The sequence below is a fragment of the Prevotella sp. oral taxon 317 str. F0108 genome (assembly GCF_000162415.1).
In the GTDB taxonomy this organism is placed as follows: Bacteria; Bacteroidota; Bacteroidia; order Bacteroidales; family Bacteroidaceae; genus Prevotella; species Prevotella conceptionensis.
On the sequence record NZ_GG740074.1, the window covers coordinates 74,962 to 95,404 of the forward strand.

At 47.8% G+C, this 20,443-nt stretch carries 17 protein-coding genes and 1 tRNA gene; 10 read left to right on the forward strand and 8 right to left on the reverse strand.

Features of this window, described 5'->3' with window-relative positions; all coding sequences use genetic code 11:
* Positions 1-108: 108 nt before the first annotated feature.
* Both HMPREF0670_RS09795 and HMPREF0670_RS09800 read left to right on the forward strand, forming a co-directional pair.
* Positions 109-2,223 carry a cation:proton antiporter gene (locus tag HMPREF0670_RS09795; RefSeq protein ID WP_009230998.1) on the forward strand — a complete coding sequence of 705 codons (2,115 nt, stop codon included), beginning with the start codon at positions 109-111 and terminating at the stop codon, positions 2,221-2,223.
* A 304-nt stretch (positions 2,224-2,527) separates the two neighbouring features.
* Positions 2,528-3,238, forward strand: coding sequence for an ABC transporter ATP-binding protein (locus HMPREF0670_RS09800; protein ID WP_044078106.1), 711 nt, complete (start codon positions 2,528-2,530; stop codon positions 3,236-3,238).
* A 1,021-nt stretch (positions 3,239-4,259) separates the two neighbouring features.
* Here the strand turns inward: HMPREF0670_RS09800 and rseP are convergent.
* The 6 genes from rseP to tsaB form a co-directional block, all read right to left on the reverse strand.
* Positions 4,260-5,636, reverse strand: coding sequence for an RIP metalloprotease RseP (gene rseP, locus HMPREF0670_RS09805; RefSeq protein ID WP_009231001.1), 1,377 nt, complete (start codon positions 5,634-5,636; stop codon positions 4,260-4,262).
* A gap of 116 nt (positions 5,637-5,752) precedes the next feature.
* A complete protein-coding gene (locus HMPREF0670_RS09810; protein WP_009231002.1) occupies positions 5,753-6,913 on the reverse strand; it encodes a 1-deoxy-D-xylulose-5-phosphate reductoisomerase in 1,161 nt (386 codons plus the stop codon).
* 4 nt (positions 6,914-6,917) lie between these two features.
* On the reverse strand, positions 6,918-7,469 hold the full coding sequence (gene rimM, locus HMPREF0670_RS09815) for a ribosome maturation factor RimM (RefSeq protein ID WP_009231003.1): 552 nt from the start codon (positions 7,467-7,469) through the stop codon (positions 6,918-6,920).
* Positions 7,470-7,547: 78 nt separating this feature from the next.
* Positions 7,548-8,852 (reverse strand): UDP-N-acetylglucosamine 1-carboxyvinyltransferase, encoded by a 1,305-nt coding sequence (gene murA / locus HMPREF0670_RS09820; protein ID WP_009231004.1) that lies wholly within the window; start codon positions 8,850-8,852, stop codon positions 7,548-7,550.
* A gap of 2 nt (positions 8,853-8,854) precedes the next feature.
* Complete coding sequence (locus tag HMPREF0670_RS09825; RefSeq protein WP_009231005.1) at positions 8,855-9,478, reverse strand: DUF4290 domain-containing protein; 624 nt, start codon at positions 9,476-9,478, stop codon at positions 8,855-8,857.
* Between the two features lie 38 nt (positions 9,479-9,516).
* Entirely contained in the window at positions 9,517-10,209 is a 693-nt protein-coding gene (gene tsaB / locus HMPREF0670_RS09830) for a tRNA (adenosine(37)-N6)-threonylcarbamoyltransferase complex dimerization subunit type 1 TsaB (protein WP_044078107.1), read from the reverse strand.
* A gap of 89 nt (positions 10,210-10,298) precedes the next feature.
* Between tsaB and HMPREF0670_RS09835 the strand changes: the two genes are divergently transcribed.
* The 5 genes from HMPREF0670_RS09835 (at position 10,299) to HMPREF0670_RS16730 (ending at position 15,472) form a co-directional block, all read left to right on the forward strand.
* Positions 10,299-11,174, forward strand: coding sequence for a YicC/YloC family endoribonuclease (locus HMPREF0670_RS09835; RefSeq protein WP_009231007.1), 876 nt, complete (start codon positions 10,299-10,301; stop codon positions 11,172-11,174).
* 266 nt (positions 11,175-11,440) lie between these two features.
* Positions 11,441-12,064, forward strand: coding sequence for a guanylate kinase (gene gmk / locus HMPREF0670_RS09840; protein WP_009231008.1), 624 nt, complete (start codon positions 11,441-11,443; stop codon positions 12,062-12,064).
* On the forward strand, positions 12,061-12,660 hold the full coding sequence (gene nadD / locus HMPREF0670_RS09845; RefSeq protein WP_009231009.1) for a nicotinate (nicotinamide) nucleotide adenylyltransferase: 600 nt from the start codon (positions 12,061-12,063) through the stop codon (positions 12,658-12,660). Before gmk ends, nadD begins: the two co-directional genes overlap by 4 nt.
* Positions 12,661-12,692: 32 nt before the next feature.
* The gene (locus HMPREF0670_RS09850; RefSeq protein ID WP_009231010.1) at positions 12,693-13,508 is read left to right on the forward strand and encodes a TdeIII family type II restriction endonuclease; all 816 of its coding nucleotides are present in this window, start codon (positions 12,693-12,695) and stop codon (positions 13,506-13,508) included.
* Entirely contained in the window at positions 13,508-15,472 is a 1,965-nt protein-coding gene (locus tag HMPREF0670_RS16730) for a DNA adenine methylase (RefSeq protein ID WP_198009295.1), read from the forward strand. Before HMPREF0670_RS09850 ends, HMPREF0670_RS16730 begins: the two co-directional genes overlap by 1 nt.
* A 69-nt stretch (positions 15,473-15,541) precedes the next feature.
* Here the strand turns inward: HMPREF0670_RS16730 and HMPREF0670_RS09865 are convergent, their stop codons facing one another.
* Both HMPREF0670_RS09865 and HMPREF0670_RS09870 read right to left on the reverse strand, forming a co-directional pair.
* A complete protein-coding gene (locus tag HMPREF0670_RS09865) occupies positions 15,542-15,940 on the reverse strand; it encodes a hypothetical protein (protein ID WP_009231012.1) in 399 nt (132 codons plus the stop codon).
* Between the two features lie 159 nt (positions 15,941-16,099).
* Positions 16,100-16,174 (reverse strand) — tRNA-Val (locus HMPREF0670_RS09870).
* 209 nt (positions 16,175-16,383) lie between these two features.
* On the opposite strand from HMPREF0670_RS09870, the gene HMPREF0670_RS09875 reads away from it, so the two are divergent.
* From HMPREF0670_RS09875 to HMPREF0670_RS09885, 3 genes are all read left to right on the forward strand, one after another.
* Entirely contained in the window at positions 16,384-17,307 is a 924-nt protein-coding gene (locus HMPREF0670_RS09875; protein WP_009231014.1) for a hypothetical protein, read from the forward strand.
* Positions 17,308-17,610: 303 nt separating this feature from the next.
* Positions 17,611-18,573, forward strand: a complete 963-nt coding sequence (locus HMPREF0670_RS09880) for a hypothetical protein (protein ID WP_009231015.1) — start codon at positions 17,611-17,613, stop codon at positions 18,571-18,573.
* A 573-nt stretch (positions 18,574-19,146) separates the two neighbouring features.
* Entirely contained in the window at positions 19,147-20,109 is a 963-nt protein-coding gene (locus HMPREF0670_RS09885; RefSeq protein WP_044078108.1) for a hypothetical protein, read from the forward strand.
* Positions 20,110-20,443 lie beyond the last annotated feature (334 nt).

The window sequence follows — 20,443 nt, forward strand, 5'->3', positions numbered from 1 at the left end:
CATGGCGCAAGCCGTCTGGATGTACCCAAGAAAACTTAGCACAACTAGTTTTTCTAGCTACAAACGCCCCGCAGCATCAACCCCCAAAACCCCATAAGCGAAAGAAAAATGTTCTCTGCCTTCCCCATAACCGACCCCACGTTGATATTCTTCATCGTGATGCTCATCATCCTTTTTGCCCCCATCGTGATGGGCAAATTGCGCATTCCCCATATCATCGGCATGGTGTTGGCAGGCGTTGCCGTGGGCGAATATGGGTTCAACATCTTAAAACGCGACGATTCTTTTGAGCTTTTCGGGCGCGTGGGCCTTTATTACATCATGTTCTTGGCCGCTCTCGAAATGGACAGCAGCAGCCTTAAACGCAACAAATACCGCTTTATGGTGTTTGGCTTGGCCACGTTCATCGTTCCCTTCGTACTCATTTACCTCTTGGGAACAACGTTTTTGCATTACAGCATGCCTGCCTCGCTGCTCTTGGCCACGCTCATGGCGTCGAATACACTTATCGCCTACCCCATCATTGGCCGCTACGGACTTCAACGAAACTCGGCCGTATCGCTCAGTGTAGGCTCCACCATGATTGCGTTGTTCCTCTCCTTGGTGGTGCTGGCCATGATAGTGGCCGCCCACAACGAAGGCGGAGGCGGGCTGTTTTGGCTTTGGTTCGTGGTAAAAGTGGTGGGATTTTGCGTGGCAATGGCCTTTTTCATCCCCCGACTAACGCGTTGGTTCCTGCGCAGATACAGCGATGCCGTGATGCAATTCATCTTTGTGATGGCCATTCTCTTCCTTAGTGCGGCCGTTTCTTCAGCCATTGGGCTCGAAGGAATATTCGGAGCGTTCCTTGCCGGCCTTATTCTTAACCGCTATGTGCCGCGACTTTCGCCACTGATGAACCGCATCGAGTTCATCGGCAACGCCATCTTCATTCCCTATTTCCTTATCGGTGTGGGCATGCTCATCAATCTTCGCCTGCTGTTTCAGGGGCAAGGCATCGTTTGGGTGGTGCTGGCCATCACCCTTGTTGGCACATTGGGCAAGGCCATTGCGGCCTACATCACCAGTTGGCGTTTCAAAATGCCCGCCCCTTCTGGGCAAATGATGTTCGGTTTAACCTCTGCCCACGCCGCCGGAGCTATCGCCATCGTGATGGTTGGCATGCACTTACAGGTTGAACCTGGCCGTTACCTCATCACCGACGACATTCTTAACGCCGTGGTTATCATGATTTTGATAACCTGCATCATCTCTTCGGTGATGACCGAACGGGCTGCCAAGACCTTTATTCTTAGCGAAAAGAACATACCAGCAAGCGAAATAAGCGAGCAAGACGACGAAAGTATGCTCGTACCCGTGAAATATCCAGAGTACGCCAACCGACTTATGGGCTTGGCCATCATGATGCGCAACCCAAAACTAAACCGCGGTATCATCGCATTGAACCTTGTTTACGACGACGAGAACATGCGCGCCAACCAAGAAAAGGGGCGACAACTGCTAGACCAAGTGTCGAAATACGCCGCCGCCACCGACGTGCGAACGCAAACGCAGGTGCGCATAGCGGCCAACATTGCCAACGGCATTAAGCACGCCTTTAACGAATTTCATGCCTCGGAGATTATCATCGGCTTGCATACGCATAAGGAAGTGTCGCCAAAGTTTTGGGGGCAGTTCCACCAAAGCTTATTCAACGGCCTGAATCGGCAGATTATCATGGCGCGTTTAAACCAGCCACTAAGCACCATCCGTCGCATACAAGTGGCCGTTCCGTCGCGTGCGCAGTACGAACCGGGTTTCTATCGCTGGCTCGAACGTCTGGCGCGCGTGGTGTTGAACCTCGAATGCCGCATCGTTTTCCACGGTCGTCAAGACACGTTGGCACTTATCAACGAGTTTGTTCGCAACCGCCATGCCTCTATGCGTGCCGAATATGCGCTGATGAACCACTGGAACGAACTGCCTTCGCTGGCTGCCACCATCGCCCCCGACCACCTTTTCGTGGTGGTTACGGCACGAAAGGGAACCGTTAGCTATAAAACGGCGCTCGACAGACTGCCGGATGAGATAACCAGACATTTCTCTGGAACCAATCTGATGATTGTGTTCCCCGACCAATATGGCGACGGCATCGAGGAACTTACCTTTGCCGAGCCACAACATACCGAGGGCACCAGTGCCTACGAGGACGTTGGAAAGTGGGTGAAGAAGTTGAAGAAGTAGTCTGAGTTGTAAAGTAATAAGGAGAAAGTAGTAAGTAGTAAGGGAACAAGGAGGAAGTAGTAAGTGATGAAGAGAAAGGAGGAAGTAGTAAGTGATGAGGAGAAAGAAGAAAGTATTAAGCAATGAGGAGGAAGTGGTAAAGCAATATGGAGTTATTTGAGGAATTAAGCCAATATCTTTATGGGGTTAGCTGGCGCGGTTACAAGTTAACGAATTAACAAGAGTATTTGCCATTCTGCCTCATAAGCATTTGCACTTACTACTTTACTACCTTACGACTTTACTACTAAAAATATAATTCATTATGATAACAATAAAATCTATAACCAAGAGTTTCGGATCGTTGCAAGTGCTTAAAGGCATCGACTTGCAAATCAACAAGGGCGAAGTGGTGAGCATCGTTGGACCTAGCGGTGCCGGAAAAACCACGCTGTTACAAATTATCGGTACGCTAGACCGACCCGATGGCGGCGAAGTGGTGGTGGACGGTGTGGACGTTGGCACACTATCGAGTAAGAAGTTGAGCGATTTCCGCAACCAACACTTGGGCTTTATCTTCCAGTTTCACCAGCTGCTGCCTGAGTTTACGGCTCTCGAAAACGTAATGATACCAGCCTACATCGCAGGTAAGAAGAAGAGCGAGGCCATGCAAAGGGCTAACGAACTGCTCTCTTTTCTTGGCCTTGCCGACCGTGCTAACCACAAGCCTGCCGAGCTATCGGGGGGCGAAAAGCAAAGGGTGGCCGTGGCGCGCGCACTGATTAACGGGCCTGCTGTGGTGTTGGCCGACGAGCCTTCGGGCAGTCTGGACTCGAAGAACAAGGCCGAACTACACCAATTGTTCTTCGATCTGCGCGACAAGTTCGGCCAAACGTTCGTCATTGTCACGCACGATGAAGAGCTTGCCAAACTTACCGACCGCACCATTCATCTACGCGACGGCATGGTGGAGCGCAATTTGGCAACCGAACAACCATCAGAAACAGCTGAACAAAACGAAGAAGTGGCATTGTAAGCGGCCTTTGAAGTTGGCAAGTTTACGCACTTGTCCGTGGATTAGCCCCAAACGGACTTGAATTTTCGTAAGCTTGCCAACTTATAATATAACAAATGGCCTTAAAATGGCGTGCAAAAGGGGGCGAACTTAAACCCCGATGCCCCTTAACAACAAAACTAATGCGTTTGGAATGGTACACGAAAGGCTATCTACTTGCAACCAAAAAACATCATAACAAAACAAGTAACGCCTTCAAAAACACATGAAAACTTTTTACAAAACACACATTTCCTGCCACCCATTCTAGAAAGCGAAACAGCCAAAAAGCAAGAAATTAGGCCGATTTTTTCGGTCTAAGGCTCCTCCATCGCTGTCCATTTTAAGGAAATCTAATGCATTTTGCACCATTTTACCTTTCTAGATTGCGCGCCGATCGTCATTTTCATCACCCAAAATCCATGCTAAAAGCAGCAAAAAACCACCTTTTAAAGCAACTTCTAGCCCCAAAACACGTCTGTTTTCAATCAAAAGTCATGATAAAACGCTCCAATCCCAGTGCATTAATATACACTTGCGCACACCATTTGCCCCATATCACCCCGCGTTTTGGTGCATTTTACACTGCGTTTTGGTGCATTTCGCATTGTGTTTTGGTGCATTTTGCACTGCGTTTTAGTGCATTTCGCACTGCGTTTTGGTGCATTTTGCATTGTGTTTTGCTACATTTTGCCCTGCGTTTTGCTGCAAATCGCAAGTCGCGCCATAGAGATTGCATATTGATGTAATAAAAAATGGGGCTGCATACATGTATATGCAACCCCATTTTGTATCAAAAACAACTCGCGCAAGAATCGATTAATTGCAACCGAGTGGACAATCGGCTGGAAAAACGGCAGCCATTAAGCGGTTATTCGTTCGGAAGAAGTGACATTATTGAGGAGTTAAAGGAGTTATGGAGTTAAGGAGTTAAGCCAATTGCTTTGACGGCGTTAGCCATTTTTTCACCCTTTCACCTTTTCACCTTTTCACTCTTTCACCTTTACATATACCCCAATGCGCGGAGCACATCGTTAAGGTTAGCCATAACCATTAATATAATAAGAATGGAAATGCCTGCATACTCGGCGCGCACCATGAACTTTTCGCTGGGTTTGCGCCTTGTAATCATCTCGTAGAGCAAGAAAAGCACGTGACCACCATCGAGAGCGGGTATGGGAAGAATGTTCATAAAGGCGAGAATGATGCTAAGGAAAGCCGTCATAAGCCAAAACATGTGCCAATCCCACATTGGAGGGAAAAGACTTCCTATCGCGCCGAAACCACCCAACGACTTAGCACCATCGGCCGAGAACAGGTATTTCATGTCGCCTACATAGCCTTTAAGCACCTTTACGCCATAGGCTGCGCCAGCAGGAAAGCTCTCAAAGAAACCATATTCCACGTGTGTTTCCTTATATTTGGCCAGTCCGTTGGTGAAAACCATACCAAAAAGCAAGTCGGCATTAAGCTTAACAGCTGCCGTGGTGGCCGTTGTGTCGCCCTGATGAACAAAGGATATGGTGGTGTTTAGTGCCTTGGCACTGTCGGCAGGAGTGGTTGCAGCGGCCAAAATATCGCCCAAACGCTCTTTCTCGAAATTAAAATCGTTTTGCGAATCAATGGGTTTTCCTGCAAAAGCCACAATCTTATCGCCAGCTTTCAGACCCGCTTTGGCTGCAATGCTGTTGGGCATTACGCTGTCGATGGTGTTGGGCATCATTATCATTACAAAGCGGGGCGACGATTTAAGCATGTTCAGCAAGTCGAGATTGCCAGGCATGGGCAGGCTCATGTGCTTGCCTTGGCGCACCAAATCCACACGAGTGGCAGTGGCCAAATCGCGGAAGAAGTCGGCATCGAAAGTCTTAAACTCGCCTTTCTCGGTGCCAAGAAGTACGTCGCCATCTTTAAATCCAAGGGCTTTTGCCTCCGAATTAAACTTCATTCCGGCCGTCATGTCCTTCACTTGCACGTAACTGTCGCCCCAATGGAACAGCACCATCGAATAGATAAACAAGGCCAAGAGGAAGTTAACGATAACGCCGCCCAACATAATGAGCAGCCTTTGCCATGCCGGTTTAACCCTAAACTCCCACGGTTGGGCGGGTTTGGCCATCTGTTCTGTGTCGAACGACTCGTCTACCATTCCCGAAATCTTGCAATATCCGCCCAAAGGCAGCCAGCCCATGCCGTAGGCCGTGCCGCTTTTCTTAGACTTAAACTCGAAAAGATGAAACCAAGGGTCGAAGAATAGGTAGAACTTTTCTACCCTTACGCCAAACAAACGGGCGAAGAAGAAATGCCCCCCCTCGTGGAGTAGCACCAAAATAGATATGGCCAGCATGAACTGCAACAGCCTAATGAGAAATATTTCCATGTTTGTTTTATTGTTTTCTGTATTAATTAGGATGCCAATGGGTAAGCATCAAGGCTCTTTATGGCATATTCCTTGGTATTATCCGCTGCGGCAAAAGCCGCTTGGCAGTATGGGTTTCAACGCAGTTGGGCAACCAGTTCGCTGGCCTTTCGGCGCGATTCGGCATCCGTTTGCAGGTATGTATCTAACGAAGGAGCCGCATCGAAAGGCACTTTTTGCATCGTTTCTTCGATAATTCGCGGCATGTCTAAAAAGCCAATGCGGTCGGCCCTGAATGCCTCGTTCACCACTTCGTTGGCTGCATTGAGTATGCAAGGCATGTTTCCACCGCGGTTAATGGCATCGAAGGCCAATTGCAAGCAGCGGAACTTACGCATGTCGGGTTCGAAAAACTCCAACGGCTGTGCAAAAAAGTCGAGCCTTGGCCCGTTAAGCGGCAGCCTATCGGGGTAAGAGAAGGCGTATTGTATGGGCAAACGCATGTCGGGCATGCCTAGTTGCGCCTTTACCGAGCCGTCTTCGAACTGCACCGCGCTATGAACAATGCTCTGCGGATGCACAAGCACCTGTATCTTTTCGGCCTCAACGCCGAACAACCACTTGGCCTCAATCACCTCGAAGCCTTTGTTCATCATCGTGGCAGAGTCGATTGTTATCTTCGCACCCATGTCCCACGTGGGATGGCGCAAGGCATCGGCCTTGGTAACTTTGGCCAATTGCTCTTCGGGCAGTAGGCGAAATGGGCCTCCACTTGCCGTAAGCAATATCCGTTCGATGGCATTATCGCCCTCGCCCACTATGCTTTGGAATATGGCCGAGTGCTCACTGTCTACGGGAAGTATGGGTGCGCGGTTGGCTATGGCCAACTCGTTGATAAGTTCTCCGGCCACAACAAGCGTCTCTTTATTGGCCAAACATATCTTCTTATGCGCTTTAATGGCATGTATTGTGGGTTCTAAACCGGCAAAACCAACCATCGCCGTAAGCACCATGTCGATGGGTTCGGCCTCCACGATGTCGCAAAGAGCCTGCTTACCAGCGTAAACCTTAACTTCGGGAAGGTCGGTTAAGAGGTCTTGCAGCTGCTGGTAGCGACTTTCGTCGGCCACAACAACGGCCGCCGGCCTGAACTTCCGTGCCTGTTGAGCCAGTAATTCAACGCGTGTGTTTGCCGTTAGGCAGTACACTTCGTACTTGTCGGCGTGTTGTGCAATCACGTCGAGGGCTTGCGTGCCTATCGAACCCGTGCTGCCAAGAATACATATTTGTTTCTTCATTTGTTCAGTCTAGGTCTAGTATTCCATCTGGAATGTGCATCGTTATTTCACGTTTCTTTGCGTCAACGCCTGCAATCAAGTCGTAAGATGCAGGCAATAGCAGGGGTGCAGAACCGTTAACGTCTACTTCAAAAAGGGTGTTCACCGTGCTGTCGTCTACGGCAAGGAGGGTGCCCAGCCGCTTGTTGGTGGCCGCATCCTTAACGGTAAAGCCCACAATGGCCGCCCATGACAGTTCGGCATCGGGGTTATCGGCCTCCTGTCGCGGAAAAAACACGTTGCAGCCCGTTAGTTCCTTTGCCCGTTCTTGCGTGTCTATGTTCACGAATTTCACCAATGCCGTCTTGCTACCCTTAAAACGATACTCCTCGAAAAAGAAGGGAACAAGCAGCCCCTCCACTTCGAGCGCAAGGAAATCGGCCTCTATTCGGTCGAAGATGTCGTCGTCGAAGTGGAAAGATATTTCGCCTTTCACGCCGTGCGGCTTGCCAAGCTTGCCTATCTTATAGAAGTTGTCGGCTTGCCATTGCGGTCGTGTGGATGATTGTTGGGACATGTGGTGTGGGGTATATGTGGCTTTTAATGTTTGTTGGGATGGGCTGTTGCGCGACTCTTGCTTTCGCTTTTTGCTGGGCTAAACGCGTTTGATACTGGCTCCGAGGGCGTTAAGTCGCGCCTCGATGTCTTCGTATCCGCGGTCTATCTGTGCGATATTGTCTATCTGACTGGTGCCGTTGGCACTTAATGCGGCGATAAGCAAGGCGATACCTGCACGTATGTCGGGGCTAGTCATACGGCCTGCGCGCAGTTGCAGCTTGTGGTCGTGACCTATAACTACTGCTCGATGCGGATCGCAAAGTATGATTTGCGCGCCCATGTCGATTATCTTGTCTACGAAGAACAGCCTACTTTCGAACATCTTTTGGTGGAACAGCACGCTGCCGCGCGCCTGAGTAGCCACCACAATGAGTACCGAAAGGAGGTCGGGAGTTAGTCCTGGCCACGGTGCATCGGCCAAAGTCATTATCGAACCGTCGATAAATGCCTCCACTTGATAATGTTCGTGGTGTGGGATAAAGAGGTCGTCGCCCTCAATATTAATCGTAATGCCCAATCGTTTAAAGGTATCGGGTATCAGTCCGAGGTTCTCTACAGACACGTTCTTGATGCGTATGCCCTGCCCAACCATAGCGGCCATACCGATGAACGAGCCTACTTCAATCATGTCGGGCAACACTTGGTGGGTTGCTCCGTGCAATGTTTCAACCCCTTCGATGGTAAGCAGGTTGCTGCCTATGCCGCCAATGCGTGCCCCCATGCGGTTAAGCAGTCGGCAAAGCTGCTGTATGTAGGGTTCGCAAGCAGCATTATAGATGGTGGTTGTGCCCTTAGCCAGCACTGCGGCCATGATAATGTTGGCCGTTCCTGTTACCGATGCCTCATCAAGCAGCATGTAACGCCCCTGCAATTGGTTGGCTCGCAGTTGATAAACGTTGCGGTTGGGCAGCTTTTCAAAGCTTGCACCGAGCATGCGAAAGCCCCAAAAGTGAGTGTCTAGCCGGCGCCTGCCAATCTTATCGCCACCAGGTTGGGCCACCATCGCTTGGCCAAAGCGCCCCAAAAGCGGACCGATGAGCAGCACACTGCCACGCAAAGCCGCACATTTGCGCACGAACTCGTCGCTAGAAAGGAAGTCGAGGTTCAGCTCGTCGGCCTTAAACGAATAGTCGTTACGCGCATGCCGTGTCACCTTCACGCCGATGTCCGCCAGCAAAAGGATAAGGTTGTTCACGTCTAAGATGTCGGGAACGTTGCTGATACGCACCTCTTCGGCAGTTAGTATGGCCGCGCAAATCACCTCCAAGGCCTCGTTCTTGGCTCCTTGCGGCGTGATAGTGCCTTGCAAAGGGCGTCCGCCCTCGATGAGAAAGGATTGCATGGCTACTTCTTCTTGCGTTTTTTCTCAGGTTCTTTTGCAGGCAATTTCTCGAACTTAAACGTATCTAGGTCGAGCTGTATCTTGCCATTGGTGAACGCAGCAAGGTCTGATGCCACGCGTTCGTTATCTGCTGCGCCGTGTCCCCACTGCGCCAGCGAACGTTTCATTTGGTTGGCAGTGAGCCTAACCAGTGCATCGCGTTCGTCTCCGGCAGGCATGTCTTTCAGCCTTTCAAATGTTTCGAAGAGCAATTTGCCATAATGGCGCACAGGAATGCGCGACGAAGTGTAGCCCACATGCTGGGGTTTGGTGGTGGCACGCGTGGCCTCCGACACGTCGAACGGGTAGTCGATGTCGAGTTTAAAGTCGCTCATGATGGCCAAATGGTCCCACAATTTGTGTTCTAGGTCTACGGCATCGTACCCTTGCGGAAAGAGAATGCTCATCGTTGCGATGATAGACTCGGCGCAAGCTTGCCTTTCTTGTTTGGTTGGCAGGGTCATTGCGTGGTTCACCATCTTTTGTATCTCACGTCCGTACTCGGGAAGTATCAGCCGTTCGCGTTGCGTGTTATAGTCCAATCCTTCTATGTTCATTATCTTAGTGGTGGATGTTCGGTTGTTCATTCTTTATTCGTTATTCGGCATTTGGTTTGCCATTGCAGTTAGAGTAGCGGCTTGGCGGCTTTCGCCACAAAGTCTTTTAGGTAGAACGGCACAAAGTATGCCACATCTTCAAAACGCTCTTCGGCCATAGCTTTCTCTGCCAATGGTGTCATATTCTTGGCCAAAGGCTTCACATTGTCGATGAAGTGGGCGTTGGGGTGAACGATTTCGGCCTTGCACTTGTCGGCTCCGTTGCCGAAGAAGAACACGTGATGTTGGTCTAGAAAGGCCTTGTAGGTGTCGGCCTCCACGATGTCGGCTCCCACAGACCTTACTTCTTTCAGTGCCCTATCGTAGAGGGCGGCATACACTTCCATGCGTCGGGCGTCGAGCATGGGACAAAGCAGGGCGTCGTCGGGCGTTATTTGTTCGCGCAACAGCAGCGGAACGCACAGCAATTGCAGCGTTGGCACGGCCAATAGCTTTGCGTTGCGAGCGTAGCACACGCCTTTGGCCATCGAAACGCCAATGCGCAGACCCGTGTAAGAGCCCGGACCGCAACTCACCGCCACGGCATCGAGCGGCAAAGCGTGACTGTCGGCAAACGAAAGGGCCTCGTCTACGAACGTACCTAGCTTTATGGCGTGGTTCGGACCATCGTGGTCTTCGGCGTTAAAGATGCACTCGCCATCGTTACTAACGGCCACCGAACACACCGCGGTACTTGTTTCTATATTTAATATGCACGACATAATCCTATTCAGTATATTTATATTAAAGTGCAAAATTACGCTTTTTCCGTTTAAAATGTGTACATTTGCAGAAAATTAACGCGCAAACTATGATACAATCCATGACGGGTTACGGCAAGGCTGTCGTGACCTTTAACGACAAGAAAATAAACGTAGAGATTAGATCGCTTAACAGCAAGACGCTAGACCTTTCTACACGCGTTGCTCCACTGTATCGCGAAAAGGAGATTGAGATGCGACAGATGGTGGCAAAAGCACTCACTAGGGGAAAGGTTGACTTCTCTATATGGGTGGAAAAAGACGCGGTGGCGGACGCAACGCCCATAAACGCCGCATTGGTTGAAAACTATTACCAACAGATTAAGGAGATTTCGGCCAGAACAGGCATTCCCGAACCGCAAGATTGGTACGCCACACTGCTGAAAATGCCCGACGTTACCACCCGCACCGAAATGGAAACGCTGGACGAAGACGAATGGAAGGCGGCTGCCGAGGCCATAAAGCAGGCCCTTGAACACATCGTGGCTTTTCGCAAACAGGAGGGCATGGCCCTGCAAAAGAAGTTTGAAGAGAACCTGCAAAACATCGGTAAGCTGATGGCCGACATCGAACCGTACGAGAAAGCGAGGGTGGAGAAGATTAGAACACGTATTGTAGACGCGCTGAAAGACATCCCCGAAGTGGACTACGACAAGAACCGCTTGGAGCAAGAACTGATATATTATATTGAGAAGTTGGACATTAGCGAAGAGAAACAGCGACTGACCAATCACTTAAAATACTTTGCCAAGACCATGAACGATGAAAGCGAACAGGGCAAAAAACTGGGGTTCATCGCACAAGAGATGGGTCGCGAGATTAACACAACGGGCTCTAAGAGCAACCAAGCCGAGATGCAGAACATCGTTGTGATGATGAAAGACGAGCTGGAACAGATTAAAGAGCAAGTGCTGAATGTGTTGTAAGTTTATAAGTTTTTGAGTCGGTGAGATTTTGAGGTTGTGAGTTTGTGAGGTTTTAAGTTTCTAAGTATTTGCGTATTTAGTCTTACGAACGATAAACTTAGCAACAAGATAAGGCCGAAGAACGCACAAACCAGCTTTCTGCAATAAGCCCAACCCCATCAACTCACCAACTTAAAAGCTCAAAAAAATCAGAAACTTACCCACCCATCAACGCAAAAACTCAAATAAAAACTCCCCTCTCATCATCTCAAATAAACTCAAAGACTATGGACAATAACCAGCATATCGACCCAAACGGGCAGTCTTCTACACAGCACAAAGGTGCTTTGGTGATATTCTCCGCACCATCGGGTTCGGGCAAAAGCACCATCATCAATTGGCTCATGCAAAGCCATCCCGAACTGCGGCTGGCCTTTTCCATATCGTGTACCAGCAGAGCACCGCGCGGAACAGAACAACATGGCGTGGAATATTTCTTCCTTTCGCCCGAAGAATTTAAGCAACGCATTGCCCAAGACGAGTTCTTGGAGTACGAAGAAGTGTACAAAGACCGCTTTTATGGCACGTTGAAAGAGCAGGTTCAACGCCAATTAGACGCTGGGCAGAACGTTGTTTTCGACGTTGACGTTAAGGGCGGATGCAACATTAAGCGATTTTATGGCGACAAGGCGTTGAGCATTTTCATCCAACCACCATCAATCGAGGCCCTGCGCCAGCGACTTGAAGGGCGCGCAACCGATGCACCAGAGGTGATAAACGACCGCATTGCACGAGCCGAATACGAGCTGTCGTTTGCTCCGCAGTTTGACAAGGTCATCATAAACGACGACTTGGAGACGGCCAAGAGCCAGACTCTCGAAGTGATTAACGCCTTTCTTTCGCGCCCATGATACGCACTGGTTTCTATGGCGGCTCGTTCAACCCCATACATAACGGGCACATCGCCTTGGCTCAACAGTTTTTAGACGACATGGGATTAGACGAAGTGTGGTTTGTCGTGTCGCCTCAAAACCCCTTTAAACGCAACGCCAACGACCTGATGGCCGACAAAGCCCGGCTCGAAATAGTGCGCGCTGCCACGGCCAACGAGCCTCGTTTCTGCGCCACCGACTACGAACTGCACCTGCCAACGCCTTCGTACACCTGGCGAACGCTGCAAGCTTTGGCCCACGACGAGCCGCAACGCTCGTTCGTTCTCCTTATCGGAGCCGACAATTGGGTGTCGTTCCCCAAGTGGAATCACCACGAAGACATACTCGCCAGCCACGACATCGCGATATTTCCACGCCGTGGCTACGACATAAACGCTAACGAACTGCCCGCCAATGTAACCCTTCTCAACACGCCCTTCTACGACATTTCGAGCACCGACATCCGTCATCGCATCGCCGAAGGCCTGCCTATCGACCACCTTGTGCCGTCTGCGGTGAAAGACATGGTGATAAAGACGTATGCAAATGGCGATATGACACAAAGAGAACAATGAATATTCCACGAATTGAATAACGCTAAAAGACAATGAACACAACAAAAACCGACAAGGAAGAGGTAATACGTACAGTCGTAAGTGCATGCGTAGAATGCTACGCTTCAGGCTTTTCGGATAGACATCTCGCTGAACGAGACGATGCCGATGGCACAATAAACATGAAGATACACAACGTTTTCATCGCCGCTCTTGGCCCAGAAATACAATATTATTCGGCTTTGGCTCGCTCATTGGATAGTTCTTTGGGTAACATGCTTGAGAAAATGGCAATCAAAATCGCCTCCTTAAATTATGAAGTGAGTCAACATGTAGAAGGTATATTATACAAACAGCAAACAGACAAGATTGCTGAGTTACTCGAACGCTATAAACGGCACGACTTAAAACCCAGCGTTGACGATTATACAGGGCTGTCTAAAATGACAGGCGAAGTAATTGAGAAACGACATGAGAGTGATTATTACCTTATAGATAAGGAGACGGGGATGCGTTATCTCATCGAATTGAAAATCGGTGGAGACCTAGACAACAAGAAAGCGCGTTCTGAAAAGGAGGCGTTACTTGAACAATATTGCATCCTGACCAATAGCTTAGGGAGCGAAGAACAAGTAAAAATACTTTTTGCAACAGCTTATAACCGTTATGGTGAGGGGCATCCGTGGACACAAGGACGTGTCAGACAATTCTTTGCAGAAGAAGAATTATGCATCAGCAGAGATTTCTGGAACCTCGTTTGTAAGTCGGAAAATGGATACGACATTGTTATCGACGAGTATAGAAAGAACGCTCACTTCATCAATGAGGCACTAGAACGAATAAAGAAAACATACCTACCAAGCGTTTAATGGAAGTTCCTAATTGGAAAAAGTGCTTGATACAAGCCGACAGCAAACAGGTTCTGCGGAAGATCCCCGACCAATCGGTTGATTTCATCTTTACGGATCCCCCTTATAATATAGGGAGGCACTCCACGGGCAACATCCCCTTGCCTGGCAGAGCGCCTATGAACAACGACGTTGCAGATTGGGACTGGGTGGATTTCTATCCAGAAGAGTGGGCAGATGAACTTGTAAGAGTATTAAAACCAACAGGAAACCTCTTCATTTTTACGTCTTACAACCAACTAGGTAAGTGGTATGAGTGCCTGGATCACCGGTTTGACACATCCAACTTTATGGTTTGGCACAAGACAAACCCCGCTCCCAAAATCTTCAAGGCTGGTTTCTTGAATAGCTGTGAGATGATATTTACATGTTGGAACAAACGCCATACATGGAACTTCATTTCCCAAAAAGAAATGCATAATTTCATAGAGAGCCCCATTTGCATGCGCCCAGAGCGATTAAGTTGTCCCAAACATCCCGCTCAAAAGCCAGTGAGCATATTAAAAAAGATAATTGAAATAGCTACCAATGCAAACGATATTGTTCTCGACCCCTTCATGGGAGTAGGCTCGATAGGGGTTGCAGCCCTAGCTTTGGAGCGCAGATATATCGGAATAGAGATAAATAACGAATATTTTAAAGCAGCAAAAAAAAGAGTAGAGAGTATGCTTACACCAATGTATGAAGAAACTGATTGGGCATGCGAAAACCCAAAATCAAACGAAACGAATGGCTATGTCAACAGCGACACCTTGCCATTCGAGTACGAAAATAAGGCGAATGACACGCAACCAGACGTGGTCAACCGCCATTTACGTCCACTCTTGAAGTGGGCTGGTGGGAAGGAACGAGAACTGCAATACATTCTTCCCAACCTGCCTACTTTTGAAAGATATTTCGAACCCTTTGTGGGAGGGGGAGCCGTTTTTACAGCTGTGCATGCGAAACGTTACTTTGTGAACGACCTCTCGCAAGAGCTGACCGACATCTACCAATACATCGCAACACAAGATGAACTTTTTTTCAAATATGCCAATGCAATTGTAGATACATGGGACATGGCTAAGGACTTCTTTTTGCAGAACTCTAATCTGCTAAGTCTGTACCAAAACTACCAACGCGGGGTGCTTTCGCGCGCTAATTTGGAACAAGCAATAACCGTCTTTTGCAAGGATAAGAACAAAGATATTGCTGCAATGCTTGGGAAAGACCTACAATGCGCGCAGAAAGTGCTGCAAACAGAAATAAAAAAGAACCTTCAACGCAAGATGTTACGCATGCGAAAACTTGAAGAAGAACGAGGAGAATTGCCTGTAAAGGACATTGAAGACAATTTGGAGACAGCCATCAAAAGTGCACTTTACATGGCGTTAAGACATCTTTATAACGACAAAAGCATTACCTCTGGCAACCGAAAATTGCATGGCGCATTGTTTCTTTTCATCCGAAACTATGCGTACAGTGGCATGTTTAGATACAATGCACGGGGGGATTTTAACGTGCCATATGGTGGAATTGGCTATAACAGCAAGTCTATGCGAAAGAAACTAGACTACTACTTGTCTGCACCTTTGCACGACCTCTTTACTCAAACAACCATATTCAACCAAGACTTCGAAGTGTTTCTCAAAAGAAACACCCCAAGCAAGAACGACTTTATCTTTCTCGACCCACCCTACGATAGTGAGTTTAGCACATACGCACAAAACGAATTTACCCAATCCGATCAGCAACGCTTAGCAAATTATCTGCTAAACGAATGTCAAGCGAAGTGGATGCTGGTTATCAAGAATACTGATTTCATTTTTGGTCTATATAATAAAGACGGGATACACATCCGTTCTTTTGAGAAATCGTATGCAGTTAGCTTCATGAATAGAAACGACAAACGTACTACACACTTGCTCATCACCAACTACAGTTGACACGAAAAAGCCTCTTATACAACAAGTGTAAGAGGCCCAATGAACAATTATGATGAAATGTGCCGCCTGTTAGAACGAGGCGGCTTGCAATTCCGATTTAATATTATCTACGCAGGCCGACAAACGCTTGTACGTTTTCTCACCTGCGGTTTTAATTCCACTACTATACTGCCGCATTAAAGAGGGGTTTATACCTGCCCGTTTAGCTATTTCAGTAACATTAAGGAAGTTGAAATAGTTGAAAAACGATTGCAAATCGTACTGATACTCAAACTCCACATCCGGCATTTCCTTGCCTTCCGCCTTCATATCAGCTTTGGCCTCCTCATAACACTCCAACAAATCAGCCTTCGCAGAGGCTACATCCTTACCACATGCGTTTAGTCCAACACCTGCAATGTCCGTCTCTGTTCTACACCAAAAAGCACCATCCGAAGACTGTTCTACTATAATAATAACCTTTTGCATTGTATAATAGCGGTATAATTCACGTCTATGCAAAGATAAGAAAAAGGCTGCAATTGCGTAAACAACCAGATAACATTTTTGTTATAACCCGCTTTCACCACCTCTCTTAACGCAAAAAACCTCGTTCCCAGAGTTTGGAAACGAGGTTTCTTTTTTGTGTGGGCGCTGACGGATTCGAACCGCCGACCCTCTGCTTGTAAGGCAGATGCTCTAAACCAGCTGAGCTAAGCGCCCCCAATGCTCTTGTTTTTCAAAAGCGATGCAAAGGTAAGGAGATTTCGCCACACCACCAAACAAAACGCGAAAAAAATGTTTTGAACGGCCGATTTTGTGGAAAATGCGGCCGTTTTTCGCATCAAACGTAAAATAAAGCTAATCAAACAGACGACAATAAGCACTTTTTTATTACATTTGCACAACAAACCCCAAACAGAAATAAGCAAATGACAAGACCCATATATACACTTACCCTACTGTTTTTCGTGCTCACTACGATATGCGCACGAAACAAAAAAGCGGATGCAAACTGTATCGGCAACATCTTTCCTGCCACCGAAACGGATAGCACACAACTGTATATTGAGGAGGAAGACAAGACCGACTACTCCAAGTTTGCCATTCAACCCATACGCGTAGACACCATTTGGGGAGACTGGGAGATACATGCACACCAGTTTTACGACGGCAATAAGTTCACCTACGATAAGGAAACGCACGCCGATTATGCCGTGAGGTTTAACGTATTCAAGGGTGGCAAGCCTGTGTTTAAAGGCTACAAAGTAAACTCCAAGTCGCTTATGGGTCCTAACTACATCAAAGGTTTCGAGCTGGGCCTATTCGAACAGTTCGAGATTACCCCCACATCGGTGTACATTGGCTTTGGCTATTGCGAACCCGAAACCGACAATTGCCTTGAAAAAGTATTGGCATTGAATGCCGATGGCACGGTGCGCAAGTACGAAACGTCCATCGCCTCGGCCGAAGGAGATATAGATATGTACGTCACCGACATTTATTGGCTTTACACTTTGTACGTAAACGAACTAAGCCTAGCTACACCTAACGCTGCCAGCATACAGAAAGTGCTGAACAAATACTGCACAACAGACTTTGCTAAACGACTGCAACGAGAGACGTTGAAGAAGAACTTGCTCTTGGGTTCGGACCAATTCGATTACCAATGGCTGCGCTCTTTGGAGGTGCACTTGATGGACGAGAAAACAAACACGTGCATCGTTAACTACAAACGCGCTGACGGTAAGATGGTTTACAAACGCATTCACCTGCAACTTAAACCAGAAACGGAGTACGAATACTTGGTTAGTGGCGTGTCTGATGCCACCGAAAAAGACTTGCCCACGATGTAGAATGGCAAAGAATGGCCTGTTGACGACCGACGATGTATTGCGCACTTAACACGCAAAAGCATAACCATACGCATGCACAACGGGCAAACAACCCCGTCATTGGCACGCCTGCGAAGACCCACCGCTCAGTCTGAAAAACCCTCCAAGCTGACAACAACAACTGAACAAAGCGTTTGAAATGCGCGATTATTTGGTAGAAAAGTCCTTTTTCTGCGTTGTATGCATAATAATAGGGAGCAGATGGGCGGCAATAAGTGTTTTTTTTGCTACATTTGCAGCACTAACCCACATAGAAATTGACAAATGAAAAAACTCGCACTAACATTTTCCCTCATCGCAATTACATTGTTAACAGCCTGTTCGGGAAATAAAAAAGCCGATGCAAACGGCGCAGGAAACGACTCGATTGCCGCCAAAACAGACAGTGTGCCGCTGTATGTAGAGGAAGAAGACAAGACAGACTACTCGAAGTTTGCCGTTCAGCCCACGCGTATAGACACCACCGTTGGCGATTGGGAAATACACATACGCGAATTTTATGACGGCAAGAAGTTTAAGCTTGGCAACCAAGTCTTCGCCAATTATTCTTTAAAGGTCAACATTTTTAAGGGAGGTAAGCCCGTGTTTAAAGACCACAAGATAGACGCTAAGGCGGTTGCAGGCTCCAATTACATAAAAGATTTCACCCTTGGCGTGTCCGAAAATGTTTTCGTTACCGAAACAACAGTGTACCTAGACCTATCGTACTGCGAACCCGAAACCGACAATTGCCAGATGTACACCTTGGCTTTATGTGCCAACGGACAAGTAAGAAAGGTTCAAACAGCCGCAGAATCGTACGAAGGCGACATGGACGGATATGTGTTTGACGTCTACGACTTCTATGCCATGTACGTAAACGAACTTACCCAACCCCAGCCCAACAAGGCCGCCATACAGAAAGTGCTGAACAAATACTGCACAAAAGGTTTCGCACAAAAGATGCAAAGCCACACCAGTAAGAACAATCCGCTGCTCGGCTCTGGCAAGTTCGAGTTCCAATGGCTACGTTCTTTCATCGTACACAGCAAGGAGGCAGGCACAAATTCGTGCATCATACACTACCAAATACCCGGTGGAAAGAAGGTATATAAACGTGTGCTGCTGCAAAAGAAACCCAGAACAGAGTACGATTTCATCATCTCTGGCGTGCAGGATGCCACCGAAGACGAACTGCCCTCGATGTCGGATGGCGAAGAAGAGTATGCAGAAGACGACGAAATGTAAGCTTTTCGTGGCCCAACAAGCAAACCTACACCCGTCGGCGAAGGCCGAACCGCCTTGCATCTACACGTAGATGGGGGCGATTTTGCCGCTCGCAAGCCCAGCCTGTACCCACTAAACGCAAGAGGGAAAAAGGTTTCAAATGCTCGATTATGCTGCAAAGAAACCTTTTTCCACATGCCGTTTGCAAAACAATCAAAGCCTAATAGGCGGCGATAGATGTCTTTATAACCCAAAAGCAGTAGTTTTGGAATGACATTGCCTTATGGGCCTGTTTGCCCATATCGGGCGCAAGCATCAGTACACAGCACCTTGTACTCACACTACAAGCGTCTTGTACAGACACTACAAGCACCTTGTACTGGCACTACAAGCAGCTTGTACTCGCGCTACAAAGTATCTTGTACTCTTGCTACAAAGTGCTTGTAGTGTCTGTACAAATAACTTTTCGCTGCGCTGCCAATGCTGTTGCTTTGATACATGGATGGCAAAGTGGGGTATGCTAACCCACTTTCTAAACTCAATTCCTTCTAACTATATATTGCCCTTGCTGCACCAACCCGCATGGAGATAACAATGAAAAAGCTTACCTTTACCCTTTCGTTCATCGCAATTACCCTGCTAACGGGCTGTTCGGGAGATAAAAAAGCCGATGCAAACAGCACTGGCAACGACTCGATTAGTGCAAAGACAGACAGCGTACAGCCGTATGTAGAGGAAAAAGACACAACCGACTACTCGAAGTTTGCTAACCCACCCACACGCATAGACACCACTGTTGGCGATTGGGAAATACATGTACGCGAGTTTTATGAGGGTAAGAAGATTAATTATCCAGAGAGATACATGTCGTATACTTCTTTGAAGGTGAACATTTATAAAGCAGGTAAGCCCGTATTTAAAAACTACAAGCTAGACATTAAATCTCTTGTAGGCAAAGACATCAACAGCAGCTTCACCCTCTTTGCGCCCCAAGAAGTTTACGTAACCCCAACAACAGTGTACCTAAGCCTATCGTATTGCGATGAAATTCTCGCCTTAGACCGTATATACACCCTGGCCTTTTGTGCCAACGGACAAACCAGAAAGGTTGAAATAACCAACGAATCGTACGAAGGAGAATACAACAGGTATATATTTGACCTCTACAACTTCTATGCCATGTACGTAAACGAGCTTGCTCAACCACAACCTAACCCTGCCGCCATACGCCAAGTGCTGAACAAATACTGCACAAAAGGTTTCGCACAAAAGATGCAAAGCCATACAATCAAGAACAATCCGCTGCTTGGTCCGGGCATGTTCCAGTTCCAATGGCTACGTTCTTTCGCCGTACACAGCAAGATAGCCAAAACCAATGCGTGCTTAATACACTATCAAACACCTGGCGGAAAGAAGGTGTATAAACTGCTACAATTGCAAAAGAAACCCAAATCAGAGGACGATTTCCTCATCGACGGCGTATCGAATGCCACCGAAAACGACCGCCCCGTGATGGATTATGACGACGAAACATTTGTAACAGACAACGAAATATAAGGCTTTCTTGGCGTAATAAGCAAAATTTTACTACATTTGCACACACTAGCCCACATTAAAAATAAGCCCCAATCAGTTTGTTAAACTGCTTATCAAATGTTTTAAGTCGTTTCCATTACGTCCTGTTCACCTTTCGTTTGCCTGTGGGCATCTTGTCTGCCTTATTCTCTCGATGTAGTCCACTATACCTTTAATAATAAGACAGACAACATACGCAACAATCAAACAATGTCCGCGCAGGCTCCAACGACCGATTTGAATGAAGATGAAAATGCTTACATTACACCATAGGCAACGTGTTGGGCACCCCCAAAACAGAACGCCAATAACAACA